The organism is Vibrio lamellibrachiae (genome assembly GCF_050337265.1).
Classification (GTDB): domain Bacteria; phylum Pseudomonadota; class Gammaproteobacteria; order Enterobacterales; family Vibrionaceae; genus Vibrio; species Vibrio kyushuensis.
The window spans coordinates 278,025-298,054 of sequence record NZ_JAKJSU010000006.1 but is presented as its reverse complement, the minus strand read 5'-3'; the positions used below and the strand labels follow the sequence as shown (position 1 = coordinate 298,054).

Sequence of the window (20,030 nt, the reverse complement as noted above, 5' to 3'; positions counted from 1 at the left end):
ATAAATCTCATTACTAAAAATGAGATTTATTATGTTCAGCGAACACGCCAATGCAAGCTTCGTAGAAGACACAATCACTTATAGTGATCCCGTAACTACCTCCATTCTATTAGTTGAAGATGACGCAATTCTCAATCAGCAGCTCACATCTCTGCTGAAGACAAAAGGATACTCGGTAACAGGCATACAGTGTGGCGAAAAGGCATTGGTTGTATTAAAAAATCACGAGTTCGACTTGGCGATTCTCGATATTGAGCTCCCTAGTGTTGACGGTTTAAGCCTCTTGCATTTCATCCGAGAACACAGTGAGACCCCAGTAATCCTTCTTACTGCATATGCCGCAGAAGAACATAGAATTCGTGGATTCCAATCAGGAGCCGACGACTATATATCTAAGCCTTGCAACTTCACCGAGTTAAGCCTTCGAGTTGAAGCCGTATTAAGGCGAACCCAAAAGCAGTCATCCCCTCCCCCACAATCCGTTGAGCTCATTGCTCAGGAGTTAGTACTCAATCGAACTGAACATTCTGTTTTAGTGACCGTATCAAACCAATCCAGACGTATAGACTTAACGCCTATCCAATTCAAATTACTGTGGACGCTTGTTCATAACCGAGGCTCCTTGCAAACCAAGCCCTACTTGTACCAAACCGTTCTGGAAAGAGAGTTCAGTCCCTACGATCGAAGTCTCGATATGCACTTAAGTAGAGTTAGAAAAAGGTTGGTAGAAGCAGGCATGCTAGCAAATCGAATCCAGACCGTTCACGGAAAAGGATACTTATTCCAATGAAAAAATATCTGTTTTGGCGGCTGTTCGTCATATTGTCTCTCGGTGTGGTTATTTTCTTTTCTCTACTACATAGTGCCGCCATATTATCGGACGAAAAAATGAGTTATATCGACGAGTTACATCAGGCACAAATTCGCACTTGGGGATCAAAAGCTCAATCTCTTCTCGATGAAGGAGACCCGTCGAAATTGGATAAATGGTTAAAAGAACTCGCTATTCAAGAAAATACTTGGGTAACCGTTATTCGCTCTCAAATTGATAATGTCGCAGGCAACCCCCTCAACGAACGTTTTTGGCGAGGCTATGGTATAGGGCGTTCTGAAACATGGAAAATACACCTCTATTTTCCCGACAATCCAATCATGGAGGTCGCTCTTACCCCCTCTAATTATCATTTTCTAATCATTCTTCCCGACCGAATGCGCCCTGGCGCTTATCAATCTCACGTATTCTGGCTATATCGAGTGGTGATTCCTTTTGTCGCTCTATTCGCATTAACCCTATATATCTATAGTAAGGTGATGACGCCATTAAAACATTTTCACTCAGCGGCGGTGGAGTTCAGCCGTGGTAATTATCAAGCTCGAATAGCAGATAGTGTCTCTTTAGGTGAAGATGAGTTTGGTCAAGTTGCGCGAACATTTGACATAATGGCAGAAAGAACATCTACGGTGATCGAGCATAATCGAAACCTGATCGCGGACATGTCTCATGAGATACGCACACCGATAGCTAGAATAGAAATGGCCGTAGATTGCGTAGAACAAGATATTAGCCCAGATGTGATGGTGGAACGAATAAGGGCTGAGGTTTTGCAAATGCGGCAATTGGCCGAAGATACATTAACACTCGCATGGATTGAAAACGAAAGACCCGATTTACGTATAGAGTCTTTTGACTTAAGTGAACTCTTGGATGCCATTATTGAAGATGCAAGATTCGAGTACCCCGACCGTCAGCTTGAGCTAAACATCCCTAACTCTCTTCCACTGTCTCAATCAAATCAAAGGGCCGTTGGTCATGCTCTTGAAAATATTATCCGAAACGGTCTCCGCTATACACCACCAGCCCAATCCCTGAATGTACACGCCACGATCGAAAAAAATCAAGTCTGCCTAACCATTACTGATAGCGGTCCGGGTATCGACCCCAAACTTTATAGTGAGATATTTAAACCATTTTTCAAGGCAGAAGAACAAGTAGGTTCTCGTAAAGGCTTTGGGGTCGGGCTCGCTTTGGCTAAGCGCCACATTGAGGCAGTAAAAGGCGCTATATCGGCAAAAAATCATCTCGATAAGGGATTAAGATTCACTATTCTTCTGCCCGTATAAATGAAGCTATCAACAAAAATATCAACTATGCAATCTCTTTGATTTGTAACAATTGTAAAACTTATTTACCTGTAAGGCGTAAAGAGCGATTATCACGCGCAAATGATAAGAAATCTCATTATCATTCAGTGGTGAGCTGACGAATATATCGTCCAGCTTAAGAAAACCAAATAAAAATAAATAACGGAATAGTATATATGGAATTCAAAGTCTCGTTACTTGCAATGGCTATTGCAGGTACTCTTGCTTCCCCCATCGCCCTTGCAGAAAGCCCTGAAAAAACGCCAGAAGTGGACAGCCAAAAACCCGAAGTGATCGTTGTTGTTGGTGAACTGACTAACTTTTCGGTGACAGATACCGAGCTTGAAAGCTATCAAGCTCAAGATCTTGAAGACATATTCCGTACTGACCCATCGGTATCAGTAGGTGGTTCTGTAGGAATGGCGCAAAAAGTCTACGTGAGAGGGTTGGAAGATACCTACTTAAACGTGACTGTCGATGGAGCACCACAAACAAGTACTCTATTTCACCATACGGGCCGCTTATCAATTGACCCATATCTTTTAAAGACTGTTGAAGTTCAAGCGGGTGCAGGTGAAGCTACAAGTGGTTTCGGCGCACTAGGCGGTGCTATTCGGTTCAAGACAAAAAGTGCTCATGATCTACTAGCACCAGGAGAAAGCTTCGGTGGTACCGTCAGTGCTAGCTACTTTAGCAATGATGGACATAAAACGAGCGCCAGTTTATACGGCGAAATCAATGAAAACTGGGGACTGCTTGGCTCATTTGTTACCACTAGTAATGACAACATGGAAGATGGTAACGGCGATGAGATCACCGGTACTTCATCTGATAAAGCGCTCGGATTTATTAAAATTGATGGCAATTTAACTGATAATCAAACATTAACGTTAAGTTACGAGAATCGTAATGAAGACGGCGAATTCGGTCAACGCCCAAACTGGCATGTAATAGCCGATGCTCCTTTATATCCAGTGGAAACTCAGAGACACACCTTCGCGGCAAATCATACTCTGAATTTTAGTGATTTTGTCAATATGGAAAACTCACTATATTACACCCAAGCTGATATCACTCAAGATGGCCGCTGGGGACTATACAACGGCGAAGTGAACACACTTGGGTTTGATATCCGTAACACCAGCCACATACAACAACATGCTATTACATACGGCCTTGAATACCGTACAGATGAGGCAGCCGCTAAATCACTTGAACCAGGCGCAGACCCCGCAATAAAAGAAGAAGGAGATATCTTTGGTTTATACGTTCAAGACCACTGGCAAGCAACACAAGCTCTCCTATTAAGTTTTGGGGCTCGTTATGACAATTACCAAATGGAACAATTGTCTACGGGTACAAAAATAGACAGCGATGGCGTGAGCTCTAACATTGGCTTTAACTACCAAATTATTGATGGCCTAAAGCTTAACGCAGGCTATGCACAAGCACTGCGTGGTAAACAAGTTGGTGACACATTCACTCTAGACTCTTATTCAATCAATCCTGATTTAAAAGAAGAAACGGCTGAAAATACTGAAGTGGGCCTTGAATACCGACAAGCGAGCTGGTTAGCATCTGCTACTGTTTTCCAAAGCACCATCGATGACGTTATCGACGTACAGAGCCGTCAATATGAAAATGTGGGCAAGCTAAAAACTAAAGGTTATGAGCTTAAAGCAACCTACTGGTTTGATGACCTAACGGCAATAGCAAGCTTTAGTAGTGTCGATGCAGAACTAAATGGCCAAGACCTCAATGGCTATGACCATGTTGGTATAGGCAATTCTCGAGGCGATACCTTTGGTCTTAACCTTACCTACAATGTAAATACGGATATTGAACTAGGCTGGAACTACATCTTTGTGGCTGACCTAAATGGCGTTGAAGTCGCTAACGACTGGGTGCCTGACAGTTCATACATCGACAAACCTGGATATCAAGTCCATGACATTTATGTTCAATGGTACCCATTAAACAACCAAGATCTGAATGTTAACCTTACTGTGACTAACTTATTCAACGAATACTACCGTGATCACTCAAGTATTGGTGATTACTCTAAGTTTGGTACTGGATGGGAATCTGTTGCAGGTGTTTATGCTGCAGGCCGAGATGTGCGTTTCAACGTTTCTTATGGTTTCTAGGGAGGCAGCTAATGTTGAATAGATATACGGTTTCAATTGTCGCAAGTGCAACATTACTTCTGAGCCAATTTACTGCTGCTGAAACCATCACAGTAAAACACCTTATGGGCGAAACTCAAGTTGAAACTAAACCTGAACGCGTTGTTGTGCTTGGGATGGATAGCCTTGATGTACTTGATAAATTAGGGATTGAACCTATCGGAGTCGTAAAGTCACCGATGCCTCCTTACCTAACTAAATTTCAGGACGAACGCTTTAAAACTGTCGGTTCTTTATTTGAGCCCGACTTTGAAACGATCTTTACATTAAATCCAGATTTGATCATCGTCAGCAATAGAAGCTCTGGGTCTATATCCGAGCTCGAGAAAATAGCGCCTACCGTTCTTTTCATGGCTGACTCTAAGCATTATTGGGAAACAACTCAGCAAGCTTGGAGAATGATTGGAGACATATTCGAAAAGCAAGAACAAGTCGAGTCTATTATCCGCGATCAGCAAGAGCAAATCGATGCGATACACGCTAAAGTTACAGCAGACAAAGCCGATGCGTTAGTTGTCATGGTAAGTGGCGGTAATCTAACAACGTTTGGAGCGAAGTCTCGATACGGTGCTATCTACTCTCTGTTTGGGTTTTCTGAATCATACGGAAACAGTGAAACGTACCAACACGGTGATGCTATTAGTTACGAATATATAACTAAGGTTAATCCTCAATATATGTTGGTGTTAGATAGAGATGCGGCTATTGGTCAATCGAAAGCAACGGCAAAAGAGCAGTTTGATAATCCATTAGTCAATAAGTTACCCGTATATAGGAACGATAAGATCAGTTACCTTGATTCTCACGCTTGGTATATCTCAGCAAGTGGAATACAAGCTAATCAAAAAATGATTGACGATATTCAATCGGTCCTCAATTAGTTCTTAGTAGAATATGCAAAACACAAGTTGAGACTAACAACTGCCACCCTAGCCAAACGTTGTGTATGGCTAGGGTGGCTTTCTAATTATTGAACCGGGAATAATTTATTTAGCACTCAACACTTCAGCTGGGTTTAATTTGCTAGCCCTAGAAGCTGGATACCAAGTCGCAAGAAAACTTAAAGTAATTGCCGTCATCGAGACCAATAAAACATCATCTAACATGACTTGAGAAGGCAGGAAATCAACGAAATAGATATCACCAGATAAGAATTGATGGTCAAGTACCGTTTCGAGCCCCTTAATGAGGGTCGTTAAATTAAAAGCCACCAACACACCAACAATACTGCCGACAATACTCCCAAGTACTCCAGAAAATACACCTTGCCATACAAAGATGCGTTTAATCAGTCCATCTGTCGCGCCCATGGTGCGTAAAATAGCTATCTCACCTGCACGATCTTTAACGGCCATCATAAGTGTCGAAATAATATTGAAGCTAGCGACCCCAATGACAAGCACCATGACTAAATACATAATCGTTCTAACCAGTTGGATATCTCGGTATAAGAAACCAAACTTCTGTTGCCAACTGCGCAGGTACACATACTCTTCAAATTGATTACCTACATTTCGAACAATGTAAGTCGCATTGAGAACGTCATCAACTTTGATTGAAACGCCTGTGACTTTGTCCCCTAACTGCGCGTACTTTTGCGCATCCTGCAGTGGAATAATGGCTAGGTTGTGATCGATCTGACCGTTAAGCGTCAGTAGGCCTGCTACCTTTACTCTAACTCGTTTAGGTGCCTGCACTTTAGTTGAGCCATTAATAACAGGTAGCATCAAGGTCAATGATTCACCGACATCAACCCCAATCGCTTCAGCTACCCCTTTACCAAGAATGATTTGTCCGGAGCCTGCATGAAAGTCATTCCAGACGCTCTTATCAACAAACTCCATTAAGCTTGAGACACCACTTTCTAGCTCAGGCTCAATGCCTCGAACTTCGATCGCTTTTAGCTGTGAGCCTTTTTCCGCCAGTGCTGTCAATTTAACAAATGGTGCAGCTGCAAGTACCTGTTCATCAGCGTTCGCTTGTTTGACCATCTTAGGCCAATCTTGAATAGGTTTTCTCACCCCTTCAAACTCCCCATGGGAAACAACTGAAAGGACGCGGTCTCGTAACTCTCGTTCAAAGCCGTTCATCGCTGACAAACCAATGATGATCACCGCCACACCAACAGCAATGCCGATGGTGGATGAAAGAGATATAAATGAAACCATTTTATTTCGTTGTTTGGCTCTACTAAATCGCCCACCGATAAACAGTGAAAGTGATGAGAACATTACGATTCCTCACTAAGAGAAGCGTCATCTTGTATAAGTAAGCCATCTTGCATTTTCAACTGACGATCCATTTTTCCAGCTAACTCTCCATCGTGCGTCACCACTAAAAATGCCGTTCCAGACTCTTGATTAAGCTGTCGCATCAAATCATAAATGGCGAGCGCAGTGGCATGATCGAGGTTTCCAGTTGGTTCATCGGCTAAAACAAGGTCCGGTTTATTAACCAACGCACGTGCAATCGCTACTCGTTGACGTTCGCCACCAGAAAGTTCTGAAGGCCGGTGGTCAATACGATGTGAAAGACCTACTTTCTCAAGTAGCGCCCTAGCAGCTTCGTTCGCTTCACTGCGTTTAGTGCCACCAATTAGAAGCGGCATGGCTACGTTCTCTAAAGCAGAAAAGTCCGCTAAGAGATGATGAAATTGATAGACAAAGCCCAAGTGTCGATTGCGTATCTTTGCCTGTTTATTTGAACTAAGCTCGGCAAGGTTTTGACCAAGGAAAGTAACATGCCCTTCCGTACAATCATCCAAAGCGCCAAGGACATGCAGTAACGTACTTTTACCTGAACCCGACGTACCGATGATCGATACCAATTCTCCCTTTTCCAGATCGAAGCTAACGCCTTTAAGAACTTGAGTATCTAAAGAGCCATCATGATAAGTTTTGCACACGTTGTGACACTGAAGAAGATTATTCATACCTTAAAGCCTCGGCTGGTTTTACTGAAGATGCGCGGTAAGAAGGAAAGAGCGTTGCCAATAAGCTAAGCACTACCGCTAGAATTACAACAATAACAATTTGAGATGGGTTGATTAGCACTGGTAAGGTCCCACCAACAGAGAACAGAGCAACGCCCATACTCTCTAAAATTGAATTAAGATTGGTAGCAAGCAACACGCCTAACGTGCCACCTGTTATTGCGCCAATAACACCGCTACTTGCACCCTGAACCATAAAAATGGCAAGGATTTGATGATCTGTCATGCCTTGAGTTTTTAAAATCGCCACTTCTGACTGCTTCTCCATCACCACCATAATAAGCGCTGAGATAATATTAAAAGCGGCCACACCGACTATCAAGCCAAGCATTAAGCCCATCATGTTCTTTTCCATTCGAACCGCTTGGAATAACTCGCCGCGTTGTTCACGCCAATCGCTCCAGAACCAGCCTTCAGGAAGCTCTTGATTAGATAGTTCCGCAACCTCAAATGGGTCATCAAAAAACAGACGCCAACCCGAAATAGTCTCAGAAGAGTAACGAAGTAACCTTGTTGCGTCAGTCATGTGCGTAACCATCAACTGAGCATCAACATCTGAACCTGTATTAAATAATCCAGCAACCGTAAAATTACGTTGGCTTGGCATACGGCCAAATGGCGTATACTGGCTAGCACTTGTTACCATCAACCTTACTTTATCGCCCGTAGACACATTGAGCGAACGCGCCAAGCTATGACCTAGGAATACTTTGTACTCGCCTGCGGTTAAATCCGACAACTGGCCAGCGATTAAGTGATGTTCGATTGGATCATGCTCTTCAGGTAAAATACCGAGCATCATACCTGCCGTGAGTTGTGATGGACTTTGAATGACAGCTTCGCTACGAACAATCGGCTCAGGCGTTTTTTGACTCGACATCTGAGTAATGAATTGTGGGATCTCTTCTGTGATTTGAGTCTTGTTATTTTCTTGAGAAATAACAGCCTGTGGCAAAACCCCTAGAATTCTACTCTTAAGCTGAGCTTCAAAGCCATTCATAACAGAAAGAACTGTAATAAGAGACATCACTCCAATGGTAATACCCGCTGTCGACATATAAGAGACAAATCGACTAAATCTATCACCGGATCGTCCCCGAAGGTAACGTAAGCCGATATAGAACGAAATGGGAAGATGCATAGTGAAAACCAAACTAAAATGATCTGTCTACTGTAACGATTTACGAACTAAGGTTATAGCCCTATTTTGCTAAATATCGGTCAAATACACTTAATAACAGAGACATACCTTGATATGTTTGTAGCTATGACGATAATCTCATTACTTGCGACAAAAAGTCACGATACAAACTTCCTTCTATTGGCAATAATAAAAGGGTGAATCAACAACAATAAAAGGAACTCAATCATGTCAAAACAAGAGTTTTTTTCCGTCCACCATCAAATGACGGTAAATATCGAACCATTAGCGGCTGATTTTGTCTTTCCTTCAACTCAAGTTTTTGAGTCAGAAATCCCGACACCCTTTATCGTAGCCAGTGAATTTAGTCAGCTTGATCAGCTCAGTGAATCCGCTCGAGTTGAATTAAAAAACAGTGACTTTAAACACGTTGTTCAGCTGTTGGATACTCAGAACTCTAAACTCAATTTACTACTGACATTCATGCTCTCTCAGCAAGATGATGAACAATATCGAAACAAGACTCTCTCTTTCGGTGCTAGTCAGTTCTCTTACTGCAGTGCAACGCCACTGCCCGCTGAAACCAAAGTAAGAGTAAAATTATTCTTGGATCACCCTCCTGCGGCTATTTATTGCTATGGCACTGTCGACAGTATTGAAGAGAATGAACAAGGCTGGGAAACCACCGTTAGATACAGTTTGTTAAGAGATATAGATGAAGATCTACTCATTCGTGCAGCACTCCACCAGCAACAGAAACTCCTACGCCAACGTTCCCTTAATAGAGATAAATAAGTAACACACCATGACGACTTCAAACATTCTTTCTCTATCGACACCACGTGGTGCTGGAGATAAAAAATTCATCGGTAACCTCAAGGGCTCAAGCCTTTCATTGGCGATTGCCGAGCTTGCAGATTTACACCCAAGCCATACTTTATTGGCCGTCGCCGATCCGCAAACCGCCTTAAAATTACATCAAGAAATAGAGCAGTTTACCGATCAAGATGTTGCGTTGTTTCCTGATTGGGAAACGTTGCCTTACGATAACTTCTCGCCTCACCAAGAGATTATTTCAGATCGTATAGCACGTCTTTATCAGTTGCCTTCACAACACTCAGGGATAACTATCGTCCCGATTAGCACATTACTGCAGAAGCAATCACCACGCGACTTTTTGCTACAACACACGCTAATGGTCAAGACTGGTGACCTTTTTTCTCTGGAAAAACTGCGTATACAGCTTGAACAATCAGGCTATCGCCATGTTGACCAAGTGTTTGGCCCGGGTGAATATGCCAGCCGCGGTTCGATTCTTGATCTGTTCCCTATGGGGAGCCAAGACCCATACCGTATCGATTTCTTCGATGATGAAATAGACAGCATCCGAACTTTTGACCCTGAGAATCAGCGTTCAATCGAAGATATCAAAGAGATACGTCTTCTACCCGCTCATGAATTCCCAACATCGGAATCAGCGATTGAAGATTTTCGAATTCGTTGGCGTCAACGCTTTGATGCTCGCAGAGAACCTGAATCTGTGTATATGCAGGTTTCTAAAGGTATTTGGCCTGCAGGTATTGAATACTGGCAACCTCTATTTTTCGATCACAGCGAAAGCCTTTTTGACTACATGACGGCTGACAGTCAGCTCATTGTGGTTGGCGATATCGAACCCGCTATCGATACGTTCCTAACCGATGTCGAGCATCGATATGACCAGCGTAATGTTGATCCGTTGAGACCTTTACTTCCTCCAACAGAGCTATGGTTAAAAAAAGATGAGCTGTTTAGTTACTTTAAACAACTTCCACAAACACTGCTTTCAATTGAAGAAATCGATAAAAAAGCAGGCCGAAGCAACCTTTCTATCGAAGCGTTACCAGATCTTGCCGTAGAGCACAAAAATAAAGAACCTCTAGCATTATTACGTCAATTTTCCGAAGCGTATCAAGGGAAGATCATCTTCTCAGTTGAGTCTGAAGGACGACGCGAAGCCTTGCTAGAACTGCTTCAAGCAATCAAACTACGACCGATTGAAGCTGACAGCTTTAGCGATGCTACCGCTAGCAAAGACAAATTCAGTCTTGTCCTCGGGTCAGCTGAATATGGGTTTATTGATTCCAAGTCTAATATCGCCTTTATTTGTGAAAGTGATTTACTCGGTGACCGTGTTGTTCAAAGACGCAAGAAAGACCGTAAAACAACCAACAGTGATTCGGTCATTCGTAACCTTGCTGAACTTAAAACAGGGCAACCCGTTGTTCATATCGATCATGGTATTGGTCGTTATATTGGGCTTCAAACGTTAGAAGCTGGCGGCATGGTGACCGAATATGTAACTCTCGAATACCAAAATGATGCCAAGCTTTATGTTCCTGTCGCTTCACTCAATTTGATTGGTCGATACTCTGGCGGCGCCGAAGAGAGTGCACCACTTCATAAACTGGGTGGCGAAGCTTGGGTAAAAGCCCGTCGACGTGCCGCAGAGAAAGTTCGCGACGTGGCTGCAGAGCTTCTTGATGTTTATGCTAAGCGTGAACTAAAGCCCGGTTATAAATTTGTTCTCGATAGAGGCCAATACGCAACATTCAAATCTGGCTTCCCTTTCGAAGAAACAGAAGATCAGGCAACTGCAATTAACGCTGTCATGTCTGATATGTGCCAAGCAAAAGCGATGGATAGATTGGTTTGTGGCGATGTTGGCTTTGGCAAAACAGAAGTTGCCATGCGCGCTGCATTTGTCAGTACAGACAACGACAAGCAGGTTGCAGTACTTGTCCCAACAACATTGCTGGCGCAGCAACACTTTGAGAACTTCAGAGACCGTTTCGCTAACTTGCCGATTCGAGTTGAAGTACTATCACGCTTTAAGTCGGCGAAAGAGCAGAAAGCCATCATGCAAGATGTCGCTGACGGCAAAGTTGATATATTAGTGGGTACTCATAAACTGCTCTCAAGCGATCTTCAATTTAAAGATTTAGGTCTATTGATCGTCGACGAAGAACACCGCTTTGGAGTCAGACAAAAAGAGAAAGTCAAAGCGATGCGAGCGGATGTCGATATCCTCACGCTCACCGCAACACCAATTCCAAGAACATTGAATATGGCGATGAGTGGCATGCGTGACCTTTCGATTATCGCTACCCCTCCCGCACGACGACTCGCGATTAAAACCTTTGTTAGAGAAAGTGATGACGGCGTAATTCGTGAAGCGGTACTGCGTGAAATCATGCGTGGTGGGCAAGTCTACTTCCTACACAATCAAGTCGACACCATTGATAAAGTAGCCGAGAGCCTAGCCAAACTCATTCCAGAGGCACGCATAACAACCGCTCATGGTCAAATGAGAGAGCGTGAACTAGAAAGGGTGATGAATGACTTTTATCATCAACGCTTTAACCTTCTTGTTTGTACCACCATTATTGAAACCGGTATCGATGTTCCGACTGCGAACACCATCATAATGGATCGTGCTGATAATCTTGGTCTTGCACAACTACACCAATTAAGAGGCCGTGTGGGTCGTTCGCACCACCAAGCGTACGCATACTTGCTCACTCCTCACCCGAAAGCGATAACCAAAGACGCAATCAAACGACTTGATGCGATTGCCTCTTTAGAAGACTTAGGCGCTGGCTTTACACTGGCAACGCACGATTTAGAAATCCGTGGCGCAGGTGAACTACTGGGTGATGAGCAAAGTGGCCAAATTCAATCCGTCGGCTTCAATTTGTATATGGAAATGCTAGAGCAAGCAGTTGAAGCATTAAAAGAAGGCAAAGAGCCCTCTTTAGATGAGCTGCTTCGTGAGCAAACAGAAGTTGAAATGCGCCTTCCTGCGCTATTACCTGACGACTACATCCCAGATGTGAATACTCGCCTCTCTATGTACAAACAGATTGCGAGCGTGGGTAGTTTAGGTGAGCTAGCGGAATTAAAGGTCGAACTTATTGACCGCTTCGGCACATTACCGGATGCGGCTAAAAACCTGTTGTCTGTTTCGGAACTTAAACTTGATGCTGCATCGATAAAAGTGAAGAAAATTGAAGCGCATGAGAAAGGTGGATATATTGAGTTCTATCCCGATGCTGACATTAACCCAATGTATCTGGTTAAACTATTGCAATCTCAGCCACAAAAATTTGCTATGGAAGGACCTACCAAGCTCAAGTTTACGTTACCATTGGTAGATAGACGTGAACGCATTCGCTTTGTGGTTAATATGCTTAACGAGTTCCAACAGAATGTTCTTCCCAAAGCATAGATAGCGCGAGCTATTAATACGTAGTAAAGCTTAAATAACATCTGAATAATTGATAATTGGTCTTAAGTACCAATTGATGGAGTTGAAATGAAAAAACTGATCCCACTACTGCTCTTTTTGGTCTCAATGCCAACGTTGGCACAGAGACAATTTGATATAGAAGTGATCATTTTTAAACGTGCAGTTGATGCGGAAAAGACCAGTGAGTCATGGCCTGCAACTCAAACTGAAATCGATTTGACTAAAGCTGGCAGCTTCGCTGATTCAGATTATCGTCATTTAAAGGGAGTCAGTATGCTTCCTTATGACGAGTACCACCTAACCGATCAAGCGACATCACTTAAAAAGCATGCTGGATTTGAAGTTCTAGTACATAAAGCATGGCGTCAAGGTGATGAAGGTAAAGCCTCTTCACCTGTTTTTCATATTCAAGCAGGCAGTGATTATTCAGAGATATTTAATCCTGATGGCTCGGAAAAGTTGGCCTTAACCGAAGAGTCACCAGTTGAAGGTGTTGTTGAACAGAGCTTTGACCAACCTCTATACGAGCTCGATGGAAAACTGCAAATCTATGTACAACACTATTTGTACGCTGAAACTCAGTTAGATCTAAAAAGCCCTAGCGTTCGAAAAGTAACTTTTGAAGAGAAACCGCTTGAGAACGATTTTGATGTCGCACAGTTAGACACCGAGCAACCGAAAGCCGAGCCTTTAGAAGTAGATTCTACCGTTCTCGTTGGAAATATGGAAAATGTCACTCCGACTGTCGAAATTGAAGAGTACTTAAAAAGCTACCGTATGGATCAAAAACGACGTATGCGTAGTACAGAGACACACTACTTAGACCACCCATTGTTGGGGATCGTCATTCAAGTACGCCGTGTTGAACAGAGCTAAATTAAAATGCCCTCTTTTCGAGGGCATTAATTTGGGCTGCTTTCCGCTATGACTCCACAGTTCACGCTTTCCACACCTCGATTACAACTTCGCTTGATAGAACCTGACGAAGCGGAACTGTTTTGTTCGAGTATCACTTCATCCCCCTCACTGCATCAGTGGGTAGACTGGTGTCACTCTTCATTTTCAAAGAAAGATGCAGAACGTTTTATTCTTGCTACTCGTCTAAATTGGGTGAGAGGCGAAGCGTACGGCTTTGGCCTGTTCAGGCACAGTGATAACCAATTGATTGGAATGGTAGCAATTAACGAGCTGTATCATACCTTTAATATGGCGAGTCTTGGCTATTGGGTTGCTGATGAATATCAGCATCAAGGTTATGCTAAAGAAGCGACATTGGCCGTTATAGACTTCTGTTTTAATCTATTGAGAGTCACACGACTAGAATTGGTTTGCGACCCATTAAACTTAGCTAGTCATGCTCTCGCCAACAGCTGTGATGCCCAACAAGAGTCTCTTGCTCGCAATCGATTTATTTACGATGGTCAACCGAGAGATGGACTGGTGTTTTCACTAATACCACCTAAAGATATTTGAACTCATCGCACTTCGTCTAGCCCATAATCAAAAAGAAGAGCCTATGCTCTTCTTTTTAGTTTTAGGGTTCTATTCCCCACTTTAGTGCTGAGGAAAGCTGAAATTTTAATGCAGCTTTAAGTTTGGCCTTAGTACTCGGTTTATTCGCCCAACAAGCATCATTAAGCCTGTTTTAATAGCACCATGCAGCGCCATTTGATGCATTCTATAAAGTGAAATATAGACTACGCGAGCGATTCTACCTTCTACCATCATTGAGCCTTTTGTTAAGTTCCCCATTAAGCTACCAACAGTAGAGAAACGGCTTAACGAGACCAGTGACCCATGATCTTTGTACACATACGGCGTCAGTGGTTTATTTGCTAGCTTGGCAACGATGTTCTTATAAACATGGCTCGACATCTGATGTGCAGCCTGAGCTCTTGGAGGTACGAATGCGCCATCTGTCTGAGTACACTGTGCCAAATCACCAATCGCAAATATAGAATCATCACGTGTCGTTTGTAGAGTCTCAGTCACGACTAATTGATTGATTCGGTTGGTTTCAAGACCCGCAATATCTTTGATGAAGTCTGGTGCTTTTATACCCGCAGCCCATACCATGATTTTTGCTTTGATTTTGTCACCATCTTTCGTCAACAAACCATCTTTGTCTGCTTGTGTCACCATCGTTGTGGTACGAACATTAACACCAAGTTTGGTAAGTTCTAAATGGGCAGCACTTGATATGCGCGGAGGTAAAGCCGGCAAAATTCTCTCTCCAGCTTCAACAAGGTTAACATTCAGCTTACTTGAGTCTAAGTCACCGAAACCGTAAGTACGTAGCTCTTTTACTGCATTGTGAAGCTCAGCAGAAAGCTCAACGCCTGTTGCCCCAGCACCGACGATAGCAATATCAACGCTGCCATTGCCGTTATTAGCGTGTAGTTTTAGAAACGCATTATTCATTTCAGTGCGGAAACGGTGCGCCTGCTCTGGGCTATCCAAAAAGATACAATTTTCACGTACACCTGGAGTATTAAAGTCGTTAGACGTCGAACCGATTGCCATCACCAAAATATCATAGCTAAGATCACGAGTCGGCATAAGTAGTTCACCATGCTCATCTTTTAGCTCACTTAACGTGATGCTTTTTGATTCTCGGTCAATACTCTCTAAGCTACCCATTTGAAAATCAAAACCATGGTTTTTAGCATGAGCACGGTAGCTTAAAGCGTCAACGCCGGCATCAAGAGAACCGGTAGCAACTTCATGTAATAGTGGTTTCCATAAATGACTCGCTTTTCTATCAACAAGTGTGATCTTTGCTGTCTGTTTTTTCCCTAATTTTCGGCCAAGTTTAGTCGCTAACTCTAAGCCACCAGCACCACCACCTACGACAATAATTTTCGTCATAACAATAAATCCTTAATTATAAAAAATACTGTACTCATCTCGATAGCATCAAGATGAAAAATCTATTCATGTAGGGTTCGAGTATTTAGAAAGAAACGTTTTTGGATTAACAGCGCAAGGCGCTAAATGACACATGTTCTAGTTAAACTTTTATTGATATTTATCAAATAATTTTTATAAATTCTATTATATAGAGGATTGAATGGAAGGCAACTATGAATTTGCACCTTATGAAAAGCAAAAAAAAACGCTATGTGAATACATAACGTTTATCAGAATAAGTCTAATGCGATCAGCTATCTTTAAAGGCTTTCATTGCCTGTAAATGTTGAGAAATCTTCTCAAACTTGTGCTTTTGGTTTTCATCCCAAATAATTTGATAATACGCTTCAAGCTCTTTCGCAGTTTTAGCACTATCTCGTACCTCGTCGTTAGTTGAGAGAATGACTAAGCAGCTTCCTTCATTCTTTGCACGAAATTTTTCGACGCACTTGGTCGCGATATCTTCATACTCTTCAGGGCGATCTATACGACCAGCCATATTCTCTTGCGGTTGAAGATTAGGGTTAAACATAACTTGTTTAATCCCGCATAAGAATCCAATTCGTTCCGCCCAGAAGGCGCCTAACCCAACACCACAAATCAAGATTTTATCGTCAGAAGCTTGATCGACAACCTTATGTACTTCTTTGAGCAAGTGCTGCATATCATGCTTTGGATGTAGTGTACTGTAGTTAATGAAACGAACATCGTCATCAATAAACTGCAACTGCAATATTTTCTCGTGATTTCCAGGGCTTGTTGAGTCAAATCCATGTAAATATATAATCATAATAACGTTCCCCGTTTTTTCTCAATCTAACACGAACTGTTGGTATTTAAAGGCTTACGCTTTGAATTGGCACTTTGAATCCTTAAAACAGTGATCTTACCATCACTGTGCATAATAATTCACCAACATCTCGTTCTTTATTAAAGAGTGTCTTTATTCTGAAAACTCACGACACAACTCATTTATCAGCGATTGTGATTCAGTTGAAAACTTCTCATCACCCCAAAGTTGATAAGCCAATTGAAACCACAACATTGACATCATCTTAACCCGAGGAAGCCAAGCAAGCACACCTTCAACCCAGTCATCCACACCATCAATCTCTCGAAGCTGGCAGTAGCGATAGACAGATTCCAACGGCTTTTGCTGCGTGACATGAATACTCAAGGTTAAATCTAACCTCGGATCGGCTATTGATGCGTACTCCCAATCAATGACTCGATTAGTCACCTCTGTTTTCACCATGTTGTAGCCTGCCAAATCGAAATGACACAATACCGATCCTACATCTGCCAAATTTGGTGCACTTCGAAGACCTAGGTAAAGAGATTTAAGCTCTTCACTTTTGTGCTCTTCATCAAGTTGCAACCAATAGTGGTCGACTCTTGCGGTAAAACTAAAAGGGGCGACAGGGACTCTAGCGGTATCGAGCTTATGAATCAAAACCATCGTTTTTAACAATGAGTCAAAGCTTAAACCAGATGTAAGAGAGTCTCCTTCAATCCACTCTACGAGCAATCCGTGTTCATTAACGAAAATGGCTTTAGGGCCGATATGGGAAGATTCGATGGACGAGAGAAGCTGATATTCTTGAAAACGAGAGATAGCAAATGCAGTGGTGATAGGTGTGGTTGGTCGCCAAACATAACACTCGTGGTTGGGTAACACGACCTTCCAGCAACGATTGGTCAATCCTCCGGTTAACGTTTGAGCATAACTGGGGGAAAGACTAAAGAAGTGATCAAGCGATTGTAATGAACGATCTAATACGCAAGCTTCTTGCCAAGACATTCTAGCCATACACCACCTCTTTAGTCGTTGATACCACATACAGATTAGCTATATGTGGATCAACTCAATACTTAGAAACTACAGTCCAAGGAAACTCTTTGATTCTTGTTTACGAATCTCTGTTTCATCTGCCCACTCGATAAGACCTGTTTCAAGATCCATCAGTCTCATGGTCATCTTGTAGTAAACGTCTTTATCGCTACCGGCATTTTTCACGATACTTGATAGGTTGCCATAAAGCATGTACTGCGCTCCAACCATTTTACCAAACTGAATCGCCGTGCTTTGATTAACAAGTTCATCATTATTTTGGAAGTTTAATTGTTCACGAACAGACTCTACACGGTCCATGTCAACAAAACGGAACTTACCAGAGTTAAGCATTTTAGTGCTGATTGAATCGGTAATGGATTCTGTATCGATATGTTCAGTCGTTTTGTTTTTAATACGCTCAACAAAAACGATCGGACGATCATTTTGAGTGATGTAAGAAACCGAGCCAGACATCATCATGCTGTCTATCATTTCACCAGCGATCGTTTGAAGATCTGTTGAGCCAAAATCGATCGTTGTTGTTTCTACGGCTTGCGAGTCACCGTAGCTTACTTTGTTTGAACAACCACCTAAAATAACCGCTAAGCCTAGTAGTGCTATTACACTTTTTTTCATCTTCATATACCCTTTTTTCTCTGCTTAAGAGAAAGCTTATACTTCAAACGAGCGTCAATTAACGCTGTTCTCGTTCACCTTACAAAAACTCATCAAACTCGAGATAACCGCTCTATTGAGCAAGCTCTCGAATTTGTACTCGATATTGCTTCCCGTTAGGGTTCACTGACACTTCCGACAGAGCGATAGACTCATAGCCTCTCACGATTGCTTTGCGCCATGGCGAGAGTTTAGTATTGACTTCTAAACCTTCGTTATCGTACCAGTAGAATCGATACTGAATGTGTTGGTCACCCGTATAATGACTGGTAATACGAACCACGCCGCGTGTATGACCGTCCACTTCTGTCGTTGCAATATCATCAATAACTAAGCGAGAGCCTAAGACATTATCGCCAAAAATAACATTTTGAGTAGACCCATCAACCCTTAAACCCGCTGTGTTATCGGCACAACCACTTAGTGCCAATGCTGCACATAAAACTAAAAGCCACTGTTTCATTACAATCTCCCTAATTGCTTGTGCCATATCGTCGCCGTTCCACCTTGTCGTGAAACCCAGACTAAAGCGGTACGACCCGCTTCTACATTAAATTCATACTGCTGACCATCAACGTCAACCTGTTGTTTTCCAGCGTTGACAACTTCACCACTGCTGTATATTTCCCCGGGTAGAGTTTGCCAGCTGCGTGTATCTGGCTGCTCGGTCAGCGTATTCCATAAGTTAAAGACTAGATTAACTACGTCATCACCTTGAGCTGCTTCTTTTCGAAGCTGATCTTTCGCATACACTCTTAGTGCTTGGCGAATGATCATTGATGGCATACGTTCTGATAAATCACGCTCGGCCATTAAATTGACGTCGGCCAGCTGATGATCGGTCATTCGTTCACCATTTAACTTCATCGAGCTAAAGCGCTCAGACACGCCATTGGCATAATATGGCAGCGCTAAAGAATACAAAGCACCGTCGCCTCGGCTGTCATAAATTGGTAAAGTTTGTTTCCAGCTTTGAAGGGCTTGAACTACCCCTTGCTCTTGTAAAACAATAACACGTGCTTGACTGTCATTTAGAGTCGCGATCTGGCCATAAGTTTCTTCCAATTGTTTAAGATCTTGATTCATACCTAAACGTTTGGCCAAACGAATTGTTGCCTCTATCACCTGTGGATTGTCAGGCATCACTGCCAAAGCACGCCTGTAATCAACATAAGCACTATTCAATTCACGAGACGTCTCATACATCAGCCCTGATAGATAAAGTAAGTAACCATTTTGCACTGCTTGCAAGGTTTTACCCGCATCCGGGTAATTAGACAATACGCTACCTAAATTCGGCGAAAGCCCTTGAGCCTTCATTGAGTTTTGCGCTGATTCAAGTTCAGATTGACGTTCTTGACGAGCTCTCTCTTGAACCTGATTAGCTCGACGCATCTCAATTGTCGCGCCTTCTAAATCATTATCTTGTAAATAATTAAGCCCCAGATAGAGATGTAAAAAACCAAGCTCATAATCTGCAGGGTAATAGTTATTTAAGTTGTCATTAACAGCCAACGAAGCCAAACTTGTCGCAGAGTCAGAAACCGATATTGTCGCTCTATCTTGTTGAGTACGTACAGCTCGGTCACTATCACTCAAGCTGCTATGACTTGCTTGGTAATTCTCAGATAAAAATTGAACACGCCCTTTTTCTAAGTTATCAAGCACATCACCAGCAACAAACTCAGGAAGCCTCTGCTCTGCTTTTTCATATTGCCCAGTTTTGACGGCCTGATACACACCATTATTTTGTGCACTATAGTGGCTAAATAGATTGCCCGCTGACATGTTGCTGCACGCGGACAACAAAGCTACTGTGACTGAGACGAGGGTCAGTTTAATCACTCGTTTCAAAGCTTACT

17 protein-coding genes are annotated in these 20,030 nt (G+C 42.7%); 8 read left to right on the top strand and 9 right to left on the bottom strand.

Translation table 11 applies throughout. From position 1 onward, the window contains the following. The first annotated feature begins 31 nt into the window (after positions 1–31). From L4C54_RS10520 to L4C54_RS10505, 4 genes are all read left to right on the top strand, one after another. Positions 32–790, top strand: a complete 759-nt coding sequence (locus L4C54_RS10520; RefSeq protein ID WP_428808141.1) for a response regulator transcription factor — start codon at positions 32–34, stop codon at positions 788–790. Beyond that, on the top strand, positions 787–2,121 hold the full coding sequence (locus L4C54_RS10515) for a sensor histidine kinase (RefSeq protein ID WP_428808140.1): 1,335 nt from the start codon (positions 787–789) through the stop codon (positions 2,119–2,121). The genes L4C54_RS10520 and L4C54_RS10515 overlap by 4 nt, the downstream gene beginning before the upstream one ends. Before the next feature lie 197 nt (positions 2,122–2,318). Next, a complete protein-coding gene (locus tag L4C54_RS10510; RefSeq protein ID WP_428808139.1) occupies positions 2,319–4,289 on the top strand; it encodes a TonB-dependent receptor plug domain-containing protein in 1,971 nt (656 codons plus the stop codon). Between the two features lie 11 nt (positions 4,290–4,300). Next, the gene (locus tag L4C54_RS10505) at positions 4,301–5,209 is read left to right on the top strand and encodes a siderophore ABC transporter substrate-binding protein (protein ID WP_428808138.1); all 909 of its coding nucleotides are present in this window, start codon (positions 4,301–4,303) and stop codon (positions 5,207–5,209) included. A gap of 105 nt (positions 5,210–5,314) precedes the next feature. On the opposite strand, the gene lolE is transcribed toward L4C54_RS10505, so the two are convergent. Genes lolE through lolC form a run of 3 tightly spaced genes read right to left on the bottom strand, consistent with a single transcriptional unit; the run spans position 5,315 to position 8,461 of the window. After that, entirely contained in the window at positions 5,315–6,559 is a 1,245-nt protein-coding gene (gene lolE, locus L4C54_RS10500) for a lipoprotein-releasing ABC transporter permease subunit LolE (RefSeq protein WP_428808137.1), read from the bottom strand. Next, entirely contained in the window at positions 6,559–7,260 is a 702-nt protein-coding gene (lolD, locus tag L4C54_RS10495) for a lipoprotein-releasing ABC transporter ATP-binding protein LolD (protein ID WP_428808136.1), read from the bottom strand. Before lolD ends, lolE begins: the two co-directional genes overlap by 1 nt. Beyond that, positions 7,253–8,461, bottom strand: a complete 1,209-nt coding sequence (gene lolC / locus L4C54_RS10490; RefSeq protein ID WP_428808135.1) for a lipoprotein-releasing ABC transporter permease subunit LolC — start codon at positions 8,459–8,461, stop codon at positions 7,253–7,255. Before lolC ends, lolD begins: the two co-directional genes overlap by 8 nt. A gap of 228 nt (positions 8,462–8,689) precedes the next feature. Between lolC and L4C54_RS10485 the strand changes: the two genes are divergently transcribed. The 4 genes from L4C54_RS10485 (at position 8,690) to L4C54_RS10470 (ending at position 14,222) form a co-directional block, all read left to right on the top strand. Next, a complete protein-coding gene (locus tag L4C54_RS10485; protein ID WP_428802380.1) occupies positions 8,690–9,256 on the top strand; it encodes a PilZ domain-containing protein in 567 nt (188 codons plus the stop codon). Positions 9,257–9,266: 10 nt separating this feature from the next. Then, positions 9,267–12,728, top strand: coding sequence for a transcription-repair coupling factor (gene mfd, locus L4C54_RS10480; protein ID WP_428808134.1), 3,462 nt, complete (start codon positions 9,267–9,269; stop codon positions 12,726–12,728). An 87-nt stretch (positions 12,729–12,815) separates the two neighbouring features. Next, positions 12,816–13,625: a peptidoglycan binding protein CsiV gene (locus L4C54_RS10475; RefSeq protein ID WP_428808133.1), complete on the top strand. Its 810-nt coding sequence runs from the start codon at positions 12,816–12,818 to the stop codon at positions 13,623–13,625. 48 nt (positions 13,626–13,673) lie between these two features. Beyond that, positions 13,674–14,222, top strand: a complete 549-nt coding sequence (locus L4C54_RS10470; RefSeq protein ID WP_428808132.1) for a GNAT family N-acetyltransferase — start codon at positions 13,674–13,676, stop codon at positions 14,220–14,222. Between the two features lie 105 nt (positions 14,223–14,327). Here the strand turns inward: L4C54_RS10470 and L4C54_RS10465 are convergent, their stop codons facing one another. From L4C54_RS10465 to L4C54_RS10440, 6 genes are all read right to left on the bottom strand, one after another. Further along, entirely contained in the window at positions 14,328–15,617 is a 1,290-nt protein-coding gene (locus L4C54_RS10465; protein WP_428808131.1) for an NAD(P)/FAD-dependent oxidoreductase, read from the bottom strand. 292 nt (positions 15,618–15,909) lie between these two features. Further along, on the bottom strand, positions 15,910–16,449 hold the full coding sequence (gene ycfP / locus L4C54_RS10460; protein WP_428808130.1) for an alpha/beta hydrolase YcfP: 540 nt from the start codon (positions 16,447–16,449) through the stop codon (positions 15,910–15,912). A 153-nt stretch (positions 16,450–16,602) separates the two neighbouring features. Beyond that, complete coding sequence (locus L4C54_RS10455; RefSeq protein WP_428808129.1) at positions 16,603–17,469, bottom strand: phosphotransferase; 867 nt, start codon at positions 17,467–17,469, stop codon at positions 16,603–16,605. 69 nt (positions 17,470–17,538) lie between these two features. Next, complete coding sequence (lpoB, locus tag L4C54_RS10450; protein WP_248007912.1) at positions 17,539–18,129, bottom strand: penicillin-binding protein activator LpoB; 591 nt, start codon at positions 18,127–18,129, stop codon at positions 17,539–17,541. Between the two features lie 112 nt (positions 18,130–18,241). Next, positions 18,242–18,631 (bottom strand): YcfL family putative periplasmic lipoprotein, encoded by a 390-nt coding sequence (locus L4C54_RS10445; protein ID WP_428808128.1) that lies wholly within the window; start codon positions 18,629–18,631, stop codon positions 18,242–18,244. Next, the gene (locus L4C54_RS10440; RefSeq protein WP_428808127.1) at positions 18,631–20,022 is read right to left on the bottom strand and encodes a COG3014 family protein; all 1,392 of its coding nucleotides are present in this window, start codon (positions 20,020–20,022) and stop codon (positions 18,631–18,633) included. Before L4C54_RS10440 ends, L4C54_RS10445 begins: the two co-directional genes overlap by 1 nt. Positions 20,023–20,030: the final 8 nt, after the last annotated feature.